Here is an 18,864-nt window from a genome sequence, read left to right as displayed (position 1 = left end):
GCTGAAGTGGAGTACAGAAAATGAATAAAGCTTTCGTTAAAGAAGACACAGAAGATATTGATGATGACTTGGAAGCACCCGCCGTTAGCATACCGGCTGGTACCAAGAACTACATTACGGTAGAGGGCTACCGCGCCTTGCGCCGTGAATTTAATCACCTGATGAACGTAGAGCGCCCTGAAGTGGTGCAGGTGGTGTCGTGGGCTGCGTCTAATGGCGACCGCTCTGAAAACGGCGACTACTTATACGGTAAAAAACGCCTGCGCGAAATAGATAGGCGTATTCGTTTTTTGACTAAGCGCATCCAAATTGCCGAAGTGGTGGATCCCGCGTTGCAGCCCAATAAAGATCAAATTTTCTTTGGGGCAACCGTGGTGTATGCCAACCTTAGTGGTGAAGAAACCACCATTACCATTGTGGGTATAGATGAAGCCGAACCGCTAAACGGCAAAATTAGTTGGATATCCCCAGTGGCTCGTGCTTTGCTCAAAGCGCGCGAGGGCGACACCATTACTTTGCGTACACCGGGTGGCAAGGAAGAATTGGATATTCTGGAAGTGCACTATCCCACGGAACCAGCCCCGCCAGATGACGAGCTAGGACATTAACCGTAAAACCACAAGCGCGGGATTCTTCCCGCGCTTGTGGTTAAAATAGTCACATTTCTTGTCTTCTTTTTACTTCTCCACCAGAACCGTGAACTCTTTCTTGCATTATCCCGGCTCCTCTTTCCTTTCCGATTTCCGCCGCGAGCGCTTGCTGCAACGCTTGAAGGCATTGGATCTCCCTGTTGCTGATGTACAGGGTTTTTATGAGCACTACGTCTGGGCAGATGACAGTGCGCAAAATGAGCAAAACCTGAGCCAGTTGGAAGCGTTGCTGGATGATTCTCGTCCATGTTTTGATGCACAGGATCAAGCCAAAAACGCTTTGGTATTGCGAGTCATTCCGCGTATTGGCACGATTTCTCCGTGGGCCAGTAAAGCCACTGATATCGCCCGTAACTGTGGTATCCAAGGTGTGCGCCGCATTGAACGTGGTGTGCGTTATGTGATCACTCCTGAGCGTGGTTTATTGGGTAGCAAGAACATTAATGAAGCGCAGTTGGCTCAAATCTCAGCCATGCTGCACGACAAAATGACGGAAACTGTTGTAGACGTCAATTTTGTACCAGAGCAGTTGTTCGTAGAGTTGCAAGGCAAAGCCATGCAATACGTAGACGTGATGGCAAATGGCCAAGCTGCACTGGAAGAAGCCAACCGTACTATGGGTTTGGCGCTGTCTGAAGACGAAGTAGAGTACTTGCTGGAAGCTTTCGTAGGCTTGAAACGCAATCCTACCGACGTAGAACTAATGATGTTTGCGCAAGCAAACAGCGAACATTGCCGTCACAAAATCTTCAACGCCCAGTGGGTGATTGATGGCAAGCCACAAGACAAGACACTATTTGGCATGATCCGCGACACACACGCGGCGCAGCCAGAAAAAACCGTTGTTGCTTACTCGGATAACGCCGCCATTATGGAAGGCGGTCCAGCACAAGTGTTCCGTGCCACGTTGCCTGATTCTGAAGGCGAGGGTACATACCAGCGTATGGATACTACGCTGCACACCTTGATGAAAGTGGAAACACACAACCACCCTACAGCGATTGCTCCGTTCCCTGGCGCGTCCACTGGTTCTGGTGGTGAAATCCGTGACGAAGGTGCAACCGGTCGTGGTTCTAAACCTAAAGCAGGTTTGACTGGTTTTACCGTTTCTAACCTGAAATTTGCTGATTTTCCAGAGCCTTGGGAACAAGACTCTCACGGTGATTGCAGCCGTATTGCCTCACCTTTGGACATCATGATCGAAGGCCCTATTGGGGGCGCAGCATTCAACAACGAATTTGGCCGTCCTAACCTGTTGGGTTACTTCCGTACCTTTGAACAAAGCGCGGGTGGTGTACGTTGGGGTTACCACAAACCCATCATGATCGCCGGTGGTCTAGGCTCTATCGACGCTAGCCAAACACACAAAGACCCACTGCCAGTAGGGGCCTTGTTAGTGCAAATTGGTGGTCCAGGTATGCGTATTGGTATGGGCGGTGGCGCTGCTTCCAGTATGAGTTCCGGTGTGAACTTGGCCGAGCTGGATTTCGACTCTGTACAGCGTGGTAACCCAGAAATGGAACGCCGTGCCCAAGAAGTGATTGATCGCTGCTGGCAGCAAGGCGCTGAAAACCCCATTATTGCTATCCACGACGTGGGCGCAGGTGGTTTGTCTAACGCCTTCCCAGAGCTGGTAAACGATGCAGAGCGTGGTGCGATCTTTGATCTGACCCACGTACAGTTGGAAGAGTCCGGTTTGTCTCCAGCCGAGATCTGGAGTAACGAATCTCAAGAACGTTATGTATTGGCGATTTCGCCAGCCGATTTGCAACGTTTTACCGCTATTGCTGACCGCGAACGTTGCCCATGGGCTGTTGTGGGTGTAGCGACTGAAGAGCGTCAATTGCGCGTAGTGGTAGGCGAAGGTCTACCTGGTGTAGATGCTGACATCAAACCAGCAGCAGAGCGCCCTGTTGATGTACCGATGAGCGTGATTCTGGGTAAAGCACCACGCATGTTGCGTGATGTAGAGCACGTAGAGTTGCCTACAGAGCCTGTAGATTTGCCATTGATCCCATTGGCGGAAGCAGTAACACGCGTATTGCGCCACCCAACAGTAGCAAACAAAAACTTCCTGATCACCATTGGTGACCGTACCGTGGGCGGGCTGTGCAGCCGCGACCAGATGGTTGGCCCATGGCAGATTCCCGTGGCGGATTGTGCGGTTACCTTGGCCGACTTTGAAGGCGTACGTGGTGAAGCCATGTCCATGGGGGAACGTACACCTGTGGCTGTGTTAGATGCCGCAGCATCAGGTCGTATGGCCGTAGCAGAAGCCTTGTCTAACTTGGCCGCTGCTGATGTCAGCAGCATGAAAGACGTTAAGTTGTCTGCTAACTGGATGGCCGCTTGCGGTACTGCCGGTCAAGATGCTGCTCTGTTTGACACCGTAGAGGCTGTAAGCCACTGGTGTCAGAAACTGGGCTTGTCTATTCCTGTAGGTAAAGACTCCTTGTCTATGCGTACATCGTGGGAACAAGACGGCGAGTCCATCAACGTGGTATCGCCAGTTTCCCTGATCGTGACTGCCTTTGCGCAAGTGGGCGATGTACGTAAAACACTGACACCTCAGTTGCGTACCGATATCGGCGAAAGCTGCTTGATCTTGCTGGATATGGGCTTGGGTAAACAGCGCATGGGTACATCCGTACTGGCGCAAGCCTTTAACCAAGTGGGCGACGAAGCCCCTGATATGGACAACGCTGAACTGATGTTGGCGTTCTTCCATGCTGTACGTTCCTTGTACAACGATGGTTTGGTACACGCGTACCACGACCGTTCTGATGGCGGTTTGTTGGCGACAGTTGCCGAAATGGCGTTTGCAGGTCACGTAGGTGTGTCCTTGAACGTAGACATGCTGACTATCGATCCGCATGCGGCTGACTGGGGCGACTACAAAATCCGTCCAGAACAAGTAGCGGTTCAACGCGAAGAACTCACACTGAAAGCGCTGTTCAACGAAGAAATTGGTGCTGTGATTCAGGTGAAACAAGCTGACCGCGACAACGTGTTGCAGCGTTTGCGTGAAGCAGGCTTGTCCCCTTACGCCCACGTAGTGGGTAGCTTGAACGACCGCGACCAAGTGGAAATCTTCCGCGATGGTGCTTGCGTATACCAAGCACCGCGTGCCGAGTTGGGTAAAGAGTGGAGCGAAGTTACACGCCGCATCATGAACTTGCGTGATAACCCAGCCAGTGCTGAAGCAGAATTCGCGCTGTGGAACGATGCAAAAGACCCAGGCATTAGCCCTGTGGTGCCATTCAACCCACAAGAAAACGTTGCTGCGCCATTCATTAACACCGGTGCACGTCCACGTATCGCTGTGATGCGTGAGCAAGGGTGTAACAGCCAAGTAGAAATGGCATGGGCCTTTGATACGGCCGGCTTTGATGTGACTGACGTACACATGACTGACTTGCTAAGCGGTCGCGTCACCTTGGAGCAATTCAAAGGTATAGTCGCTGCCGGCGGTTTCAGCTACGGTGACGTATTAGGTGCGGGTGAAGGTTGGGCTCGTACCATCCGTTTCAACGCCATGTTGAATGACCAGTTTGCTGGCTTCTTCGGCAGAGAAGACACCTTCGCACTGGGCGTATGTAACGGTTGTCAAATGATGGCTGCCTTGGCTCCTATGATTCCAGGTGCGGAAGCGTGGCCTAAATTTACCCGTAACTTGTCCGAGAAATACGAAGCCCGTTTGGCAACATTGAGCGTGGCTGATTCTCCTTCTATCTTCTTTAAAGGTATGGAAGGCGCACGTCTGCCTATCGCTGTAGCGCACGGTGAAGGCTTTGCTAACTTTGCTTCACAAGGTGATGCCAGCAGCGTATTGGCCGTGGCCAATTATGCAGATAACTACGGTAAGCCTACAGAGCAATATCCGTTCAACCCCAACGGCAGCCCCAACGGTTTGGCGGGTGCTACCACTGCTGATGGTCGTTTCACTGTATTGATGCCTCACCCAGAGCGTGTAACGCGCAACGTCATGTTGTCGTGGGCACCAGAAAGTTGGGGCGAGCAAGATCAGGGTGGCGCACAGGCAACAAATGGTGGGTTTAGTCCTTGGATGCGTTTCTTCCAGAACGCTAGGGTCTGGATTGGTTAAGGGCAACAGCGTATAATCTTGCTTTGGACGGAGTAAAAAGCATGCGTCTTATCAAACGAGCACTAACATTCGATGATGTATTGTTAGTGCCTGCATATTCAGAAATTCTTCCTCGCGATGCGTCGTTGACAGCACGATTCAGCCGCGACATTTCCCTGAACATCCCACTGGTGTCCGCCGCAATGGACACCGTGACCGAATCCGGCTTGGCCATTGCTATGGCACAAGAGGGCGGTATGGGGATCATCCACAAAAACCTGACAGCGGATGTACAAGCACGTGAAGTATCCCGTGTGAAACGTCACGAGTTCGGTATTGTGATCGACCCTGTTACCGTAACACCAGAAATGACGGTGCGTGATGCAATCAATTTGCAACGTCAGCATGGTGTGTCCGGTTTGCCAGTGGTTAAAGAAGGCAAGTTGGTAGGTATAGTCACCAACCGTGACTTGCGCTTTGAAGATCGTTTTGAGCTGCCTATTCGTGAAGTCATGACGCCTCAAGAGCGTCTGGTGACCATGAAAGAGGGTGCCACGCTGGATGAAGCCCAAGCACTGATGCACAAACACCGCCTAGAGCGCGTGCTGATCGTGAACGACCAGTTCGAGTTGCGTGGTTTGGCTACTGTTAAAGATATCGTTAAAAACACCACTCACCCTCTGGCTGCTAAAGACCAACACGGTCAGTTGCGCGTAGGTGCTGCGGTAGGCGTGGGTGGCGATACTGACGAACGTGTAGAAAAACTGTCCCGCGCTGGCGTAGATGCCATCATTGTGGATACTGCACACGGTCACACCAAAGGTGTAATCGATCGCGTACGTTGGGTTAAACAGAACTTCCCTCATATCCAAGTGATTGGTGGCAACATCGCTACAGCCGCAGCGGCTCGTGCGTTGGTTGAAGCCGGAGCTGACGGTGTGAAAGTAGGTATTGGCCCAGGCTCTATCTGCACTACACGTATCGTGGCTGGTGTGGGAGTACCGCAAATCAGCGCGATTGCTGATGTGGCTAAAGCATTGGAAGGTACAGGCGTACCTCTGATCGCTGACGGTGGTATTCGCTTCTCGGGTGACGTATCTAAAGCCTTGGCAGCAGGTGCATCCACGTGCATGATGGGCGGTATGTTCGCCGGTACAGAAGAAGCACCAGGCGAAGTTGTATTGTTCCAAGGTCGTTCCTACAAGTCTTACCGCGGTATGGGTAGCTTGGGTGCGATGGTGGAAGGCTCTGCTGACCGTTACTTCCAAGATGCTTCCAGCAACTCCGACAAACTGGTACCTGAAGGTATTGAAGGTCGTGTGCCTTACAAAGGCAGCGTGATTGCCATTATCCACCAATTGGTTGGTGGTGTACGTGCCTCGTTGGGTTACTGCGGTTGTGCTTCCATTGACGAACTGCATGCGAAAGCTGAGTTCGTGGAAATCACGGCAGCCGGTGTACGCGAATCTCACGTACATGATGTGCAGATCACCAAAGAAGCACCGAATTACCGTGCAGACTAATTTATTATTCTGCTGCGGTTTATAATTCAGACGGCCGCGTTGCACAGCAACGTGGCCGTATTCGTTCTATCGCTGGCTGTAGAGTTACCCCTTAACAGCAAGCACCATTTATCTATCAGTCATCATGCATCAACGCATACTTATTCTTGATTACGGTTCACAAGTTACCCAATTGATCGCACGCCGCGTGCGCGAAGTGGGCGCTTACTGCGAAATCCACCCTGGCGATGTGAGCGACGAATTCATCCGTTCGCAAGAGGGTCTGAAAGGGATCATTCTGTCTGGCAGCCACGCTTCCGTGTACGCCGACGACGCCTTGCAAGTGCCTGCCGCCGTATTCGAGATGAACGTACCTGTACTGGGTATTTGCTACGGTATGCAAGCCATGGCGCGCCAATTGGGTGGTACTACCGAAGGTGCAGACAAACGTGAATTCGGTTACGCCGAAGTACGTGCACACGGTCACACTAAATTGCTAGATGGCATCCAAGACTTCGCCACCCCAGAAGGGCACGGCATGCTGAAAGTATGGATGAGCCACGGCGACAAAGTCACCGCATTGCCTCCAGGTTTCAAACTGATGGCTTCCACACCTACCTGCGCCATCGCTGGTATGGCAGACGAAGAACGTAATTTCTACGCGGTACAGTTCCACCCAGAAGTTACCCATACCGTACAAGGCGGTGCCTTGTTCCAACGCTTTGTGCGCGACATCTGCGGTTGTGTAGGTGACTGGAACATGCCTGACTACGTAGAAGAAGCCATTGCTAACATCCGCGAACAAGTGGGTGACGAAGAAGTTATCTTGGCCTTGTCCGGCGGTGTGGATTCCTCGGTCGCGGCTGCATTGATTCACCGTGCTATTGGTGAAAAACTGACTTGTGTATTTGTAGACCACGGTCTGCTGCGCTTGAACGAAGCCACACAGGTAATGAGCACCTTCGCTGACAATATGGGTCTGAAAATCATCCATATTGATGCCTCAGATCGATTCTTGGGCAAACTGGCTGGTGTTACTGACCCAGAAGCTAAACGTAAAATCATTGGTCGTGAATTCGTAGAAATCTTCCAAGAAGAAGCCGCGAAACTCAGCAACGCCCGTTGGTTAGCTCAAGGCACCATCTACCCAGACGTGATTGAATCCGCTGCTGCTAAATCCGGCAAAGCAACCGGCATTAAATCGCACCACAACGTGGGCGGCCTGCCAGAAACACTGAACCTGAAACTGCTAGAGCCCCTGCGCGAACTGTTCAAAGACGAAGTGCGTAAACTGGGCGTAGCATTGGGCTTGCCACCACAAATGGTGTACCGCCACCCATTCCCAGGCCCAGGCCTAGGCGTGCGTATCCTGGGTGAAATCAAACGTGAATACGCTGATTTGCTGCGCCAAGCTGATGCAATCTTCATCGAAGAACTACGTAACACCGTAGACGAAGCCACCGGTAAAAACTGGTACGACCTGACTTCCCAAGCTTTCACGGTATTTTTGCCAGTGAAAAGCGTGGGCGTGATGGGCGATGCCCGTACCTACGAATATGTGGTTGCACTGCGTGCCGTAGAAACCACCGACTTCATGACAGCCGACTGGGCAGAGTTGCCATACTCACTGCTGAAACGAGTGTCTGGCCGCATCATCAACGAAGTACGCGGTATCAACCGTGTGACCTATGATGTAAGCAGCAAACCTCCAGCGACGATTGAGTGGGAGTGAAATCAGTTTCTTCGGGGGCTATCGCGGGCTTTCGAAAAATTGTCGTAACGTGTTGATTTCAAAAAAAGATACGTCACGACGACTATCGGGAGCTATCGCCGGCCAGCAGAACAGGGTGGCGGTGGAACTGGCGGTAAGAACCAAGGACCGGATTAAGACCGTCCCGTTCACTTCGATGCCTGGATTGACGGGCAGACCTATGTGCCGAAGCTGATGCCGAAAAATGTCGTCGTTCCGACGTTGAGCGCAATGGTCTGACAGGGTGAATAGGTTGTCGCTTGACAACCTATTCAATCATCACCATACTGGAGATGACTGATGGCCCGTTCGTCTCATCCGAAGAAAGAGGTTGAGGAAGCTCTCAGACATGCCGAAGGGCAGGGCTGGCGCGTCGAAATAGGCGGCAGCCATGCTTGGGGGCGGATTTACTGCCCGTACAACGACGAGGAATGCCGCTGCGGCGAGTTCTGCATCACGTCGATTTGGAGTATGCCAAAGAACCCCGGCAACCACGCCCGCGCTCTGCGGCGTGTCGTGGACAACTGCACCACGCATCGCAAGCAGCGCGAGGCTGGTGACGATGCCAAGGAGTAGTGCGATGGAATACACCTTCACCTTGAAGTATCGGCTTGCCGACGACGACCGCGACACGGGCGTGCTGGTTGAGCGCTTGGGCGAAGCCGACTGCGACGATGCCTTGGTGGGCATTGGCCAGCCGGGACGGCTGGCGCTGGAGTTCACCCGCGAGGCAGCCGACGCGTTGGCTGCCGTGTGTAGTGCGTTGGTTGCCGTGCGCAGTGCCATACCGACGGCCAAGCTGATCGAAGTTGCACCCGATCTGGTCGGGCTGACCGACGTGGCCGATATCGTGGGTGTTTCCCGGCAGAACATGCGCAAGCTCATGCTGGCGCATCCGGGCAGCTTTCCTGCGCCGGTGCACGAGGGCAGTGCGTCGATTTGGCACCTGGCCGACGTACTGACCTGGTTGCAGGCCAAGGGCAGCTATTCGCTGGCCCAGGACGTGCTGGATGTGGCGCGGGTGGCCCTACAGGTCAACGTGGCGAAGGAGGGCCAGCGGTTGCCGCGATCGGCATCTAAAGAACTGCAGGCCCTGGTCGGATGAGGCGTATCGCCAGCATCATTCTTCGCTCAAACCCGTCCGAACAGGGCGGGTTTTTCGTGGGTGGACATCGGGTTTCGAACTGCTGCCGCGTGGGCTTGTTTGCGTTCTTCGATCCAGGCTTCCACTTCGACTAGGTCCCACACGACGCAACGAGGCGTCAGATTGAAACGACGCGGGAATTCGCCGCGGTGCTTCATTTCATAGATCGTGGTCTCGGCCAAAGGGATAATTTGCTTTAACTCGTTGCGGCGAATTGTGTGGCGAAAAGGTAGGAGCGGTACTGATGGGAACTGTGGAAGTTCCTCATACCGTGCCTCGCCGGAGGCGTGTAAGGAGGTGATAAACTTCGCAGATGCCGCCGTCTGTTTTGTGTTGGAAGCCATAGCCGCCCCCGGTGTTTGGGTTGCTGCATGGTGACTATCGCCGAGCACATACATGCGCTCAGCGCTTCGACTAGTCGTGGATGCCCGCCTGATTTTCGGCTCCTCCGCAATTGACGGCTTTTTTGCGCACCTGGCGCCCAGCCGCCTCAAGGGACGAGCATGCGTGTGCGATCTAACCAGCAACCACGTATCGCAGCGCAGTCTCGCACTGAGCCTGATCCGTTCGGTCCAATCGAGCTGTTAAGGCCGCCGATGCGGAAGCTCGGCACTTGCGGCCTATCTCTGAACGGATATAATTATGATAGGGCACTGCTTAAAAGGTGCTCCCTGTGCTCTCAAAAATTGTCTAGGCGGGGTAGGGATGTCGGAATTGACAAATCGGTTGTTGCTGTGTCATCGCTTCATAGGGAAGCTGATCGACAAGCAACTGCAGCGCTCGCCTGCTTGGAGAAAGCAATGAATCGTAGTGACCGTTCTCAAGATTCCAGCAACTTGACGGTGAATGTCCACTTTGACGACGCACACGAGCTGTCAGCCAAAGCCGCACTTGCACTTAAGTTGAACGAGCTGATCGACCAGCGCGGTTTGAGCCAAATGGAGGCGGCGGCGATCACAGGAATGACTCAGCCGAAGGTGTCCCAGGTACGCCGGTTCAAGCTACAGAACATCTCCCTGGAGCGTCTGATGCAGGCATTGGTGTCACTGGATCAACACGTGGAAATAGTGGTGCTTCCTGCTCGGAGAACTCTTGCGCGTGGCATCACCGTAGCAGCCTGAAATCTGCCTTGATGCTGCAAGCACTGTTTGTTGAGTGGCCCGGTGCTGACACAGGCAGGGCAAAGACGCAACGAGCCTTAAGTTGCTGACATGCTCCGAATTCCGATTACTTAGAAGTATCAAGACTGATTTTTATGAATACCGAAAATATCGTACAAAAAATATGGGAACTGTGCCACGTCCTTCGAGGAGATGGGGTTAGTTATCACGAATATGTTTCCGAGTTAACCTATTTGCTTTTTCTGAAAATAGCAGAAGAAAATAAAACAGAAAATCTTATCCCGGCGGGAAAGCGCTGGGGAGACCTTGTTGCATACGAGGGTGGCGATTTACTAGATTATTATCGGGAGATGCTTACTTATCTTGGCGCTCACGCGCCGAGCGAGAAGGTGCGTAGAATTTATGCATTCCCAACGACCGTTTTTTCGCATTCGGAAAATCTCAAAGCTGTTATTGATGGAATTGCAAAGCTTGACTGGCATTCAATAACATTTGATGGAATGGGGGAAATTTACGAGGGGCTGCTCGCAAAAAACTCACAGGATTCGCGATCTGGCGCGGGCCAGTATTTTACGCCACGTCCCCTGGTGGACTGTATGGTTAAGCTGGTCAAGCCACAATTGGGAGAGATCGTACAGGATCCGGCTACCGGTACGGGAGGCTTCTTAATCTCAGCGGACCACTACATACGTTCTCAGGTTAGCGAGAAAAAGTACCAAAATAAGCCTCCACGATACGAAGGCGTGGAGATTGAGAAGGGGACGTATCGCATTTGCCTCATGAATGCGTTTCTTCATAGACTTGAGTCGCGCCTGATTCTTGGTGATGCACTTACTAAGGACGCAGAAGAACTTTCTCCCGCAGACGTTATTCTTGCCAATCCGCCTTTTGGGTCAAAGGCTGGAAGCGCCCGCAAGCAGCGAGACGATATCGCCTACACGACGACTAACAAACAGCTTGCTTTCTTGCAGCATATATACCTAGGTCTTAAACCGGGTGGGCGCGCGGCAGTCGTACTGCCGGATAACGCTTTATTCGAAGAAGGAGTGGGAAGAAAAATTCGCCAGGATCTTATGGATCGATGCAATCTTCATACGATCCTAAGGTTGCCTTCGGGGATATTTTATAGCGCGGGAGTAAAGACTAATGTTCTTTTCTTCGAACGCGGCCGAAAGGACACAGGGAATACCCGTGCCGTTTGGATTTACGACATGCGCCACGATGCCCCGAGATATGGAAAGAAAAGGCCCTTGCAAGCAGCAGACTTTTCCGCGTTTGAAGCCGCGTATGGCATCGATCCTGAGGCAACAAAGTTGCGTGAAGATCAGGGGGAGGGAAGTCGTTGGCGATCCTTTAGCCGAGAACTCATCGCAGAAAAATCCGATAATCTGAATATCTCTTGGCTTGCCGAAACAGAGATCGATCCCGAGGATGGGCTTCCTGAACCCGAGGAAATTTCCTCAGCAATTCTACTTCACTTGCGCGCGGCGCTAAGCGAGATAGAGGCGATAGCTGACGAATTGGCTGAGACCTCGGAGGCTGAGGAATGATGTCCGTAACTCTAGTTTGTACAGTGAATGAGAGTTTGATCGCACGGGAATTTTGCGTGCTTGGGCACATTCACCGTCATGCGTGCAGGGAGGCGTGGCATGGATAAACTCCCGCGTGGATGGGTCAAAGTAAATATCGATGATGTTGCGGAGGTCAATCCGCGAAAATCAGTCAATCTTTCCCCAGATGAGATGGTTACATTTGTTCCTATGGCGGCCGTTAGCGAATCGTCAGGAACGATAGCAAGTTCGACAAAACGCCCCCTTAGAGAAGTCAATAAAGGCTTTACACAGTTTATCGAGAACGACGTAATTGTTGCAAAAATAACGCCCTCGATGGAGAACGGAAAGGCAGCCGTAGCTACAGATCTAGTCAATGGGGTGGGATTTGGATCTACCGAGTTTCATGTTTTCCGAAGTAAAGGAGCAGTCCTACCGAAATTCCTGTGGTATTTCGTTCGCCAACAGAGCTTCCGGGGTAACGCACGAAAAGTAATGACCGGTGCGGTCGGTCAGCAAAGAGTTCCTGCGGAATATTTAAGGAGTCATTCCTTATTGCTGCCTCCTCTCCAGGAACAAGTACGCATTGTCGATAAGGTCGGAAATCTAATTGCCCGCACCGCACGGGCCCGTAGCGAACTTGGAAAAGTTCCCGCTCTATTGGCAATGTATAAGTCTGCGGTACTCGAATTGGCTTTCTCTGGAAAGCTAACAGCGGATGTGCGTGGTGATAACGAAGATAGTGGCTCTGGCCTTCCTAAGGGATGGGCGATGCAGCGCTTGGGCGACATCAGCGAAATACAAAGTGGCATTCAAGTCGGCAAGCGTAGAAGTGGTCGAGAAGAACTAGTTGAAGTTCCGTATCTTCGTGTAGCCAACGTCCAGAGAGGATGGTTGAATCTGGATGAGATCAAGACAATTTTCGTCACTTCAGAGGAGAAACTCCGTCTTTTGTTAGTACAAGGTGACGTGCTAATGAACGAGGGCGGCGATCGTGACAAATTGGGACGGGGCTGGGTCTGGAGCGGTCAAATTGATGAATGCATTCACCAAAATCATGTTTTTCGTATTCGCCTGAACGAGGGAACTCTGCCGCCGGAGTTTGTCTCTCATTTTGCTAACGAGCGAGGGCAGCAATACTTCTTTGATGAAGGCACTCAAACGACGAATTTAGCTTCAATCAGCAAACGAAAGGTGTCGGCCTTGCCGCTGCCGGTGCCTCCATTTAACGAAGCTGTCGAGATTGTTCGTCGGATAGAACGAGCTTTCGCATGGCTAGATCGCACTATTGCTAGTCACTCTGGTGCTTTTCAGTTGCTGGAAAAACTAGACACTGCACTGCTAGCAAAGGCTTTCGATGGCAAATTGGTGCCTCAGAACGTCCATGATGAGCCGGCATCTGCTCTGGTGGAGCGAGTTAATAAAGAGTGGCTGGCACGACCCAGGAAAATTCGGGATAGAAAGCTGAAAAACCCTGATCAGAAACAGGAGGAATTTATGGGGGCGGGCAAAAGAATTGAGCAGGTTTTGATTGAGGCGAAGGACTGGCTTTCAGCGCAAGCGGCCTTTCAGCACTGTGGTATCGGTGCCGGAGCGTCTACGGAAGAGATTGAGCGACTTTACTCAGAACTGCGCGATTTAGATAGGGCTGGGAAATTAGAGGCGGAAGCCGTCAATGACGAGCATGGCCGTAAAATTTATGATCGTATTCGTTTGAAGGGGGTGTAAATATGCGCCTCGATAGAATTACGATAGGTAGCCCAAAGGACAGTCCTACTCATCAGTTTAAGAACTTAAAAAATGTGTCGATTGAGTTTGATCAGAGGCATTGGATTACCGTGGTTATCGGGTGGAACGGTACCGGCAAATCAAACGTACTTGAGGCGCTCGCGACTATCTTTCGTGATTTAATTCAGGGTGTGCGAAAGCCAGCATTCGCGTTCAACCTTGAATACAGAATTTCAACAGGCGCGAGCGCCTTGCACATCAATATCGATGCGGATCCAGATCGTCAGCGCGAGGCACTCATTGTTCATGTGGCGACAGATTCAGAGGCGAAGGGGCAGGGCTCGCTCATTACATCCGCTGAGGGAGGATTGGATACTTCTGTCTTAAGAGGGAAAAAATTATCACTAAAGAGTTTTTTTGACCCTGCACTTGGCTTTTTGCCTCGTTATGTATTTGCTTATTACTCGGGCGAAAGCGATAGGCTATATCAGGTGTTTCGCCCGTACTTGGAGGAATTCGATAAGAAGCTGAGGCGCGGCGAGGATCCGGGGCTGAAGCGGCTTTTTTATGCAATGCCAGTGCACAGTCAGTTTGTCCTGTTGGCGTTCCTGATCCAGCAATCTGATGACGTCAGAAACTTTTTAGCAGAACACTTAGGCATTGATCCAGATGAAGGCATCGAATCAGTGATGTTTGTTCTTCGAGAGCCCCCTTGGAGATCAAATGATGGGGATGTTCGCTTTTGGCGAGCTAAGGGAGTTGTCGCATCGTTTCTTGATCGCCTCTACGCTATCGCCCTAGCACCAATTGAGATCAGTCGTCGGGAGCGAGTATCTCTTTGGAGTGATAAGGTTCTTCAATTCAAATATTTATATGTAAAAGATATCGCCTCGCTCCGTAAGCTTGTCGGCGAACAGCGTCCAGCCGAGTTTTTCCGAGACATGGAGAGCACCCATGTGTCCCAACTAATCGACGAGGTACGTATCCGCGTACGTCTTCAGAAGAATGATGGCACAGTCACGTTCCGTGAATTGAGTGAGGGCGAGCAACAACTATTGACTGTCTTGGGGTTACTTCGATTTACCGCCGAGAGTGAAAGTCTTTTCTTGCTCGACGAGCCAGATACTCATCTTAATCCGCGTTGGGCAGTGGATTATTTTAACTATCTGCGAACCTTTGCTGGGCAAAACGACGAGGAGCGGGATAACAGCCACATATTGCTAACGACTCACAATCCATTGGCAATCGCTGAGCTTGTGCGAGAGCAAGTGCAGATTCTGCAATTGTCGAGGGAACCAGGAGCGTCTCGTATTATCGCCGTACACCCAGAGCTTGATCCTCGTGGTTTAGGTTATGCGGCAATTGTAACTAGTGATATGTTTGGCATCGCCTCGACGCTTGACCAACCAACGCATTTACTTTTGGAGCGCCAAAGGACGTACGCGGGTAAAGAGCATCTTACGACGGAAGAGCTTGCAGCCTTGTCCGACATTAACTCTAAGTTAGAACGCCTGGGGTTCCGATTTTTTCATCCAGACGAAGAGTATTCGCGCTATCTCCGTCTCAGAAGCGCAGCGATGCGTGCCAAATTCGAATCGGATGACCCTGAGAAGCTGGCCAGCGAGTCAATAGCTATGGAGACTGAAGAGCGCGAGGAGTTAGGGCAGCGACTCATTCGGGAACTGCTTGCCGAGCAGCACGACGAGCCGGGTCCCAAACCATGAGGTACATTGACCCGACACGACTGAGATTGCCCGACGGCTGGCTGGAGCGCGCTGCAGTAGCAAAAGCCGCGGTCGAAAATGGAGCGGAGCCGGACGATTATGCGTCGGTATGGAGAGAATTAAAAAATGGCTTGGCTGACCTGTTCAATGACAAGTGTTGGTATTGTGAGGTATCAGTGCCTCGATCTGATAACGCCGTTGATCATTTTCGACCAAAAGGGCGGGTAGGCGATGCGGCGAATGAGCACAAAGGCTACCGCTGGCTTGCTTTCGACAAGTCAAATTTCCGATATGCCTGCACCTTCTGCAATTCCCGTCGTAAAGATGTTGATGGTGGTACTGCTGGAGGGAAAGCTGATAGGTTCCCTCTCATGGATGAAACGCATCGGGTTTACACGGCTGGCGTAATCACTGGCGAGCGACCTCTCTTGGTTGATCCTTGTGAAGTCGGAGATTGGCGACTCTTGGGATGCAAGAAAGAGAATGGCAAGCCTTGCGCTGCCAGTGATGACCTCGAGCAACGTCAACGCGCAGATGGCTCGATAGAAATCTACCATTTACATCATGAGCCGACTTGCAAGCTTAGACATTCAGAAGCGGTAAAGCTGTTGAGTGACATCGAAGATGCAAAGGGGCTGTTTATCGCGACCCAGTCAGATGCCGCGCAGGAACCCGCGTTCAAAAAGGCCGCTGCGCGAATACTAAAAGCTATTCATTTCGAAGGCGCATTTAGTGGCGACATGCGCTTTCTATTGAGTGGAGAAAGAGACATTGGCCATCCATGGATTCAGACCTTATTAGAAACATGATTTGGGTTGATGCACTTTAATCCTCATAGCCTGAGGCAGCAGCGACGGTTCCGGGCAGTTCCGCCCGTGCAACCGGAGATCGCCATAAGCGCCTCATTACTGACGACCAACGCATTCTGCTGCTGGACAACGGCTGCGAATCCTTGGAGAAGCCGGACTTCGATCCGGATCCCGTGATCAAGCTGTTCACGCCGGACGCCGGCGGGCTTCTTTCCAACGTCTGTGACTGACGGCGTGAGTCATTTTCCTACGCTGCGTTCGCGCTGGTGGAGTCGCTTGACGTATGCGCCATCGGCCAGGTCATCTGAGCCGAATTCCAGCACGCAGTTGCCTAACGAGGCGAGCGTGTTGTCCGTCAATTTGAAGCCCTTAGGAAGCTGGCCGTAATTCTCCGCACTGTTTTCCTCGATGGAGGCAAACAGGGCTTTGAAAAAGTCTGCCCGCGACGGGCGCGCGGCGGCGGTGGCCGCTGCGGTCAAGGGATCGGAGGCTTCCATGTTGGCATGTTCGGCATCGGAAGCGATCACCTGGAGTAGTTCGCACAACGACGGCCAGTACTTGAGGTCGAACTGCCCGGTCAGGGCGTCCAGACGCTCCTTGATATAGGACTGGAACAGGTAGTTCTTTTCACATGTCGCTTCGATCACATCGCAGACGTGATAGTGCGTGCTGCTGCTGAAACCTGAAGTGTTGTGCAAGTCTGAACGACGCTCCAGTAGTTCCGCCAGCTCGGCAGCCTTCGTCTCGATCTGTTGATTGATATTGGCGAGGTCGTCGCGTTCGGAGCGTGCTTTCGTGATTTTTTGTGGACTCCAAAACGCTGCTGTGCTCAGAAGCAAGCCCAGGAAGACCTTGAGCGCAGGAGGATGCTTATGCGGTTTCTCATGCAGTTCTTCATAAGCCTCTTTCAATTCGAGGCCGCGCGAAAGCAACCGATCTACCACTGCGTTTTCGCTGGGCAGGATCTCGTGCTCGATGTTGTACTGCTTTTTCTCGTTGAGGATGCTCTCGCAGATTTTCTGCGGAGTTGCCGGTTGCGGTGCACTTACGGTTTATCCCTGATGTTGAAGACGCTTCACAGCGTATTTGACCAAGGCTGGTTTGTCGCTACCCCAGTCTTTATCGCCGATCAGGTTTTCAGGTACCTACAGCGTTAGGGCGTCGCCGGCCATAAAGCGGCCGGCCGCGCTCTCGTGCTCCGCATCGAGCCTCGCTACGCGATTGGCGGGCTTCCATCGTTCCCTCGCTCTGCTCGGTTGACGCCTACGGCCCGACTTCCAGCTTCGGGCCTGCGCACTTCGCTTGCGTGCGGTCGGCACATCGAGGGGCGGTTGTCATGTCCAGCCGTCTTCCCTGACCTCATCACCTTGTCCGCGACTGTAGCCCGCGGTCGTGGGCGATGAACTCAGGAAAGACGGTGGCAACAGGGCCAACCGGGTTCCTCGTGCCAACCGCACAGAACAGCTGAAAGGCTGGGCTCCGAATCTAGGGATCCGGTGTGCGGTTTGAACAGCAAACCCTTTTCGTCAGGAGAAAGACCATGCAACTCGCATCCCGTTTCGCTTCCCGTTCCTCCTCGCTGTGCAGAATCGGCAAGACCAGAAAGAGGCGTTCCAGAAAGCTGGAACCACGGAAAGCCGCAATTCCGGCAACCTGACCCTGCCGGCTTCGCCGTATCAGGTCATGGCCGGAACCGGTCTATGACATCGCCACGGGCAAGTTTCTGCTGATCCCGCAGGGTTCGCGAATTCTGGGCAAATACAACAGCCAGGTCAGCTACGGACAGAGCCGCGTGCAGGTAGTGTGGAACTGGATCATCCTGCCCGACACGTCTTCGCTCACGCTCGACAGAGCCCAAGACAGCATCAATCAGGTCGGCCAGGAGATCACTCGGCGCAACATGAACATCCAGCCGACGCTGACCGAGCGGCCGGGCCTGCCGTTTCGCATCATCGTCAACCGCGATCTGGTGCTGCGTCCGTACCAGCCATTTTTCTTCAACAGGGGGGCTTCACGATGACGACGCGCAACCTGCGGCTGGGGCCGCTGCCCAAGACTGAAAGTGTCAAGCTGACCTTTACCTGCCTGGCCAGCCTGAAAGTAGAACTTGAGCGCTACGCGGCGCTGCACGCGCAGGCATATGGGGAGGCGGTCGATGCCGAAAAACTGATCCCTTACATGCTGGATGCCTTCATGGCAGGGGATAGGGGGGGCAAAAAAATCGACGCGAGGAGGGGACCGCAGCCGAAACCAAGCTGACGGTAGTGCTTATCGGTGGAGGGTGGCCAAGCCGTTGAGAATGGGCGTGGGGGAGCAGACTTTCGTCAATGATCGATCCGACCATGACGTTCGGGTATCCGCATCAAGACACCGTTTGCATGAGTGAAGTTTTCGCGCTGGTCGCGAAGCTCATAGTCCCACTTCGCACCATGGAAGAGGTTATTGCGAAGACGCCAGACGATCATAAGAAGAGCCAGCATCCTATCGCGACGGTCTTCGTTATTGCCCCCTATAACTGCTTCAACGATGTTGCGGTGGTCTGAGGGGCGAAGGTTTAGGTGTTGGAAGTGATAAGTGAAAGCCCCGTCGGCGAAGTAACGATTTCGAAAATAGAGAAGCTTCGCGTAGTAGAGAGCAGCTTCGAGCGTTCCATCCGATGCCCATGTATTGATTCGTTCCCGGATTCGGTCGGCACGTGCGAAGCTGTCCATAATCCGTTCCTCGAAAAGACTCTAGAGAAAAGCGAAGTCGAATGTAGCGCGACGATCAAGATCTGAAAGATGCCGAAAACCGGGGGGCTTG

The 18,864-nt window shown here is 52.6% G+C and carries 14 protein-coding genes and 3 pseudogenes; 14 read left to right on the top strand and 3 right to left on the bottom strand.

Annotation, left to right across the window (positions count from 1 at the left end; all coding sequences use genetic code 11):
- The first annotated feature begins 20 nt into the window (after nucleotides 1-20).
- The 6 genes from greB (at nucleotide 21) to AC3QL0_RS09855 (ending at nucleotide 9,091) form a co-directional block, all read left to right on the top strand.
- Nucleotides 21-608 (top strand): transcription elongation factor GreB, encoded by a 588-nt coding sequence (gene greB / locus AC3QL0_RS09880; protein ID WP_493008328.1) that lies wholly within the window; start codon nucleotides 21-23, stop codon nucleotides 606-608.
- A gap of 58 nt (nucleotides 609-666) precedes the next feature.
- On the top strand, nucleotides 667-4,755 hold the full coding sequence (gene purL / locus AC3QL0_RS09875; RefSeq protein WP_493008327.1) for a phosphoribosylformylglycinamidine synthase: 4,089 nt from the start codon (nucleotides 667-669) through the stop codon (nucleotides 4,753-4,755).
- A 41-nt stretch (nucleotides 4,756-4,796) separates the two neighbouring features.
- On the top strand, nucleotides 4,797-6,257 hold the full coding sequence (gene guaB / locus AC3QL0_RS09870; RefSeq protein WP_493008326.1) for an IMP dehydrogenase: 1,461 nt from the start codon (nucleotides 4,797-4,799) through the stop codon (nucleotides 6,255-6,257).
- 124 nt (nucleotides 6,258-6,381) lie between these two features.
- Complete coding sequence (gene guaA / locus AC3QL0_RS09865; RefSeq protein ID WP_493008325.1) at nucleotides 6,382-7,968, top strand: glutamine-hydrolyzing GMP synthase; 1,587 nt, start codon at nucleotides 6,382-6,384, stop codon at nucleotides 7,966-7,968.
- Between the two features lie 318 nt (nucleotides 7,969-8,286).
- Nucleotides 8,287-8,562, top strand: a complete 276-nt coding sequence (locus AC3QL0_RS09860) for a hypothetical protein (protein ID WP_493008324.1) — start codon at nucleotides 8,287-8,289, stop codon at nucleotides 8,560-8,562.
- Between the two features lie 4 nt (nucleotides 8,563-8,566).
- Nucleotides 8,567-9,091 (top strand): helix-turn-helix transcriptional regulator, encoded by a 525-nt coding sequence (locus AC3QL0_RS09855; protein WP_493008323.1) that lies wholly within the window; start codon nucleotides 8,567-8,569, stop codon nucleotides 9,089-9,091.
- A 15-nt stretch (nucleotides 9,092-9,106) separates the two neighbouring features.
- On the opposite strand, the pseudogene AC3QL0_RS09850 reads toward AC3QL0_RS09855, so the two are convergent.
- Nucleotides 9,107-9,474 (bottom strand): annotated as a pseudogene (locus tag AC3QL0_RS09850) (helix-turn-helix transcriptional regulator).
- 456 nt (nucleotides 9,475-9,930) lie between these two features.
- Here AC3QL0_RS09850 and AC3QL0_RS09845 point away from each other — a divergent pair.
- The 6 genes and pseudogenes from AC3QL0_RS09845 to AC3QL0_RS09820 all read left to right on the top strand — a co-directional run.
- Entirely contained in the window at nucleotides 9,931-10,251 is a 321-nt protein-coding gene (locus AC3QL0_RS09845) for a helix-turn-helix domain-containing protein (protein ID WP_493008322.1), read from the top strand.
- Between the two features lie 134 nt (nucleotides 10,252-10,385).
- The gene (locus AC3QL0_RS09840; protein ID WP_493008321.1) at nucleotides 10,386-11,801 is read left to right on the top strand and encodes a class I SAM-dependent DNA methyltransferase; all 1,416 of its coding nucleotides are present in this window, start codon (nucleotides 10,386-10,388) and stop codon (nucleotides 11,799-11,801) included.
- Between the two features lie 99 nt (nucleotides 11,802-11,900).
- Nucleotides 11,901-13,529, top strand: coding sequence for a restriction endonuclease subunit S (locus tag AC3QL0_RS09835; protein WP_493008320.1), 1,629 nt, complete (start codon nucleotides 11,901-11,903; stop codon nucleotides 13,527-13,529).
- A gap of 2 nt (nucleotides 13,530-13,531) precedes the next feature.
- Nucleotides 13,532-15,253, top strand: a complete 1,722-nt coding sequence (locus AC3QL0_RS09830) for an AAA family ATPase (protein ID WP_493008319.1) — start codon at nucleotides 13,532-13,534, stop codon at nucleotides 15,251-15,253.
- Nucleotides 15,250-16,062 (top strand): HNH endonuclease family protein, encoded by an 813-nt coding sequence (locus AC3QL0_RS09825; RefSeq protein ID WP_493008318.1) that lies wholly within the window; start codon nucleotides 15,250-15,252, stop codon nucleotides 16,060-16,062. Before AC3QL0_RS09830 ends, AC3QL0_RS09825 begins: the two co-directional genes overlap by 4 nt.
- 95 nt (nucleotides 16,063-16,157) lie before the next feature.
- Nucleotides 16,158-16,265, top strand: a pseudogene (locus AC3QL0_RS09820) (DUF2958 domain-containing protein); the annotation flags it as partial.
- 36 nt (nucleotides 16,266-16,301) lie between these two features.
- Here the strand turns inward: AC3QL0_RS09820 and AC3QL0_RS09815 are convergent.
- Nucleotides 16,302-17,006, bottom strand: coding sequence for a hypothetical protein (locus AC3QL0_RS09815; RefSeq protein WP_493008317.1), 705 nt, complete (start codon nucleotides 17,004-17,006; stop codon nucleotides 16,302-16,304).
- A gap of 634 nt (nucleotides 17,007-17,640) precedes the next feature.
- Between AC3QL0_RS09815 and AC3QL0_RS09810 the strand changes: the two are divergent.
- Together AC3QL0_RS09810 and AC3QL0_RS09805 are read left to right on the top strand one after the other, a co-directional pair.
- Nucleotides 17,641-18,082 (top strand): annotated as a pseudogene (locus AC3QL0_RS09810) (TraB/TrbI/VirB10 family type IV secretion system protein); the annotation flags it as partial.
- Nucleotides 18,079-18,321 carry a DUF2274 domain-containing protein gene (locus AC3QL0_RS09805; protein ID WP_493008316.1) on the top strand — a complete coding sequence of 81 codons (243 nt, stop codon included), beginning with the start codon at nucleotides 18,079-18,081 and terminating at the stop codon, nucleotides 18,319-18,321. The pseudogene AC3QL0_RS09810 and the gene AC3QL0_RS09805, both read left to right, overlap by 4 nt.
- A gap of 65 nt (nucleotides 18,322-18,386) precedes the next feature.
- Here AC3QL0_RS09805 and AC3QL0_RS09800 read toward each other — a convergent pair whose 3' ends face one another.
- The gene (locus AC3QL0_RS09800; protein WP_493008315.1) at nucleotides 18,387-18,773 is read right to left on the bottom strand and encodes a hypothetical protein; all 387 of its coding nucleotides are present in this window, start codon (nucleotides 18,771-18,773) and stop codon (nucleotides 18,387-18,389) included.
- Nucleotides 18,774-18,864: the final 91 nt, after the last annotated feature.

It is taken from the genome of Paenalcaligenes sp. GW821-LYS-B07-1, from assembly GCF_058803365.1.
The sequence above is the reverse complement of the archived record's forward strand: the minus strand, read 5'-3'. Positions and strand labels throughout refer to the sequence as shown.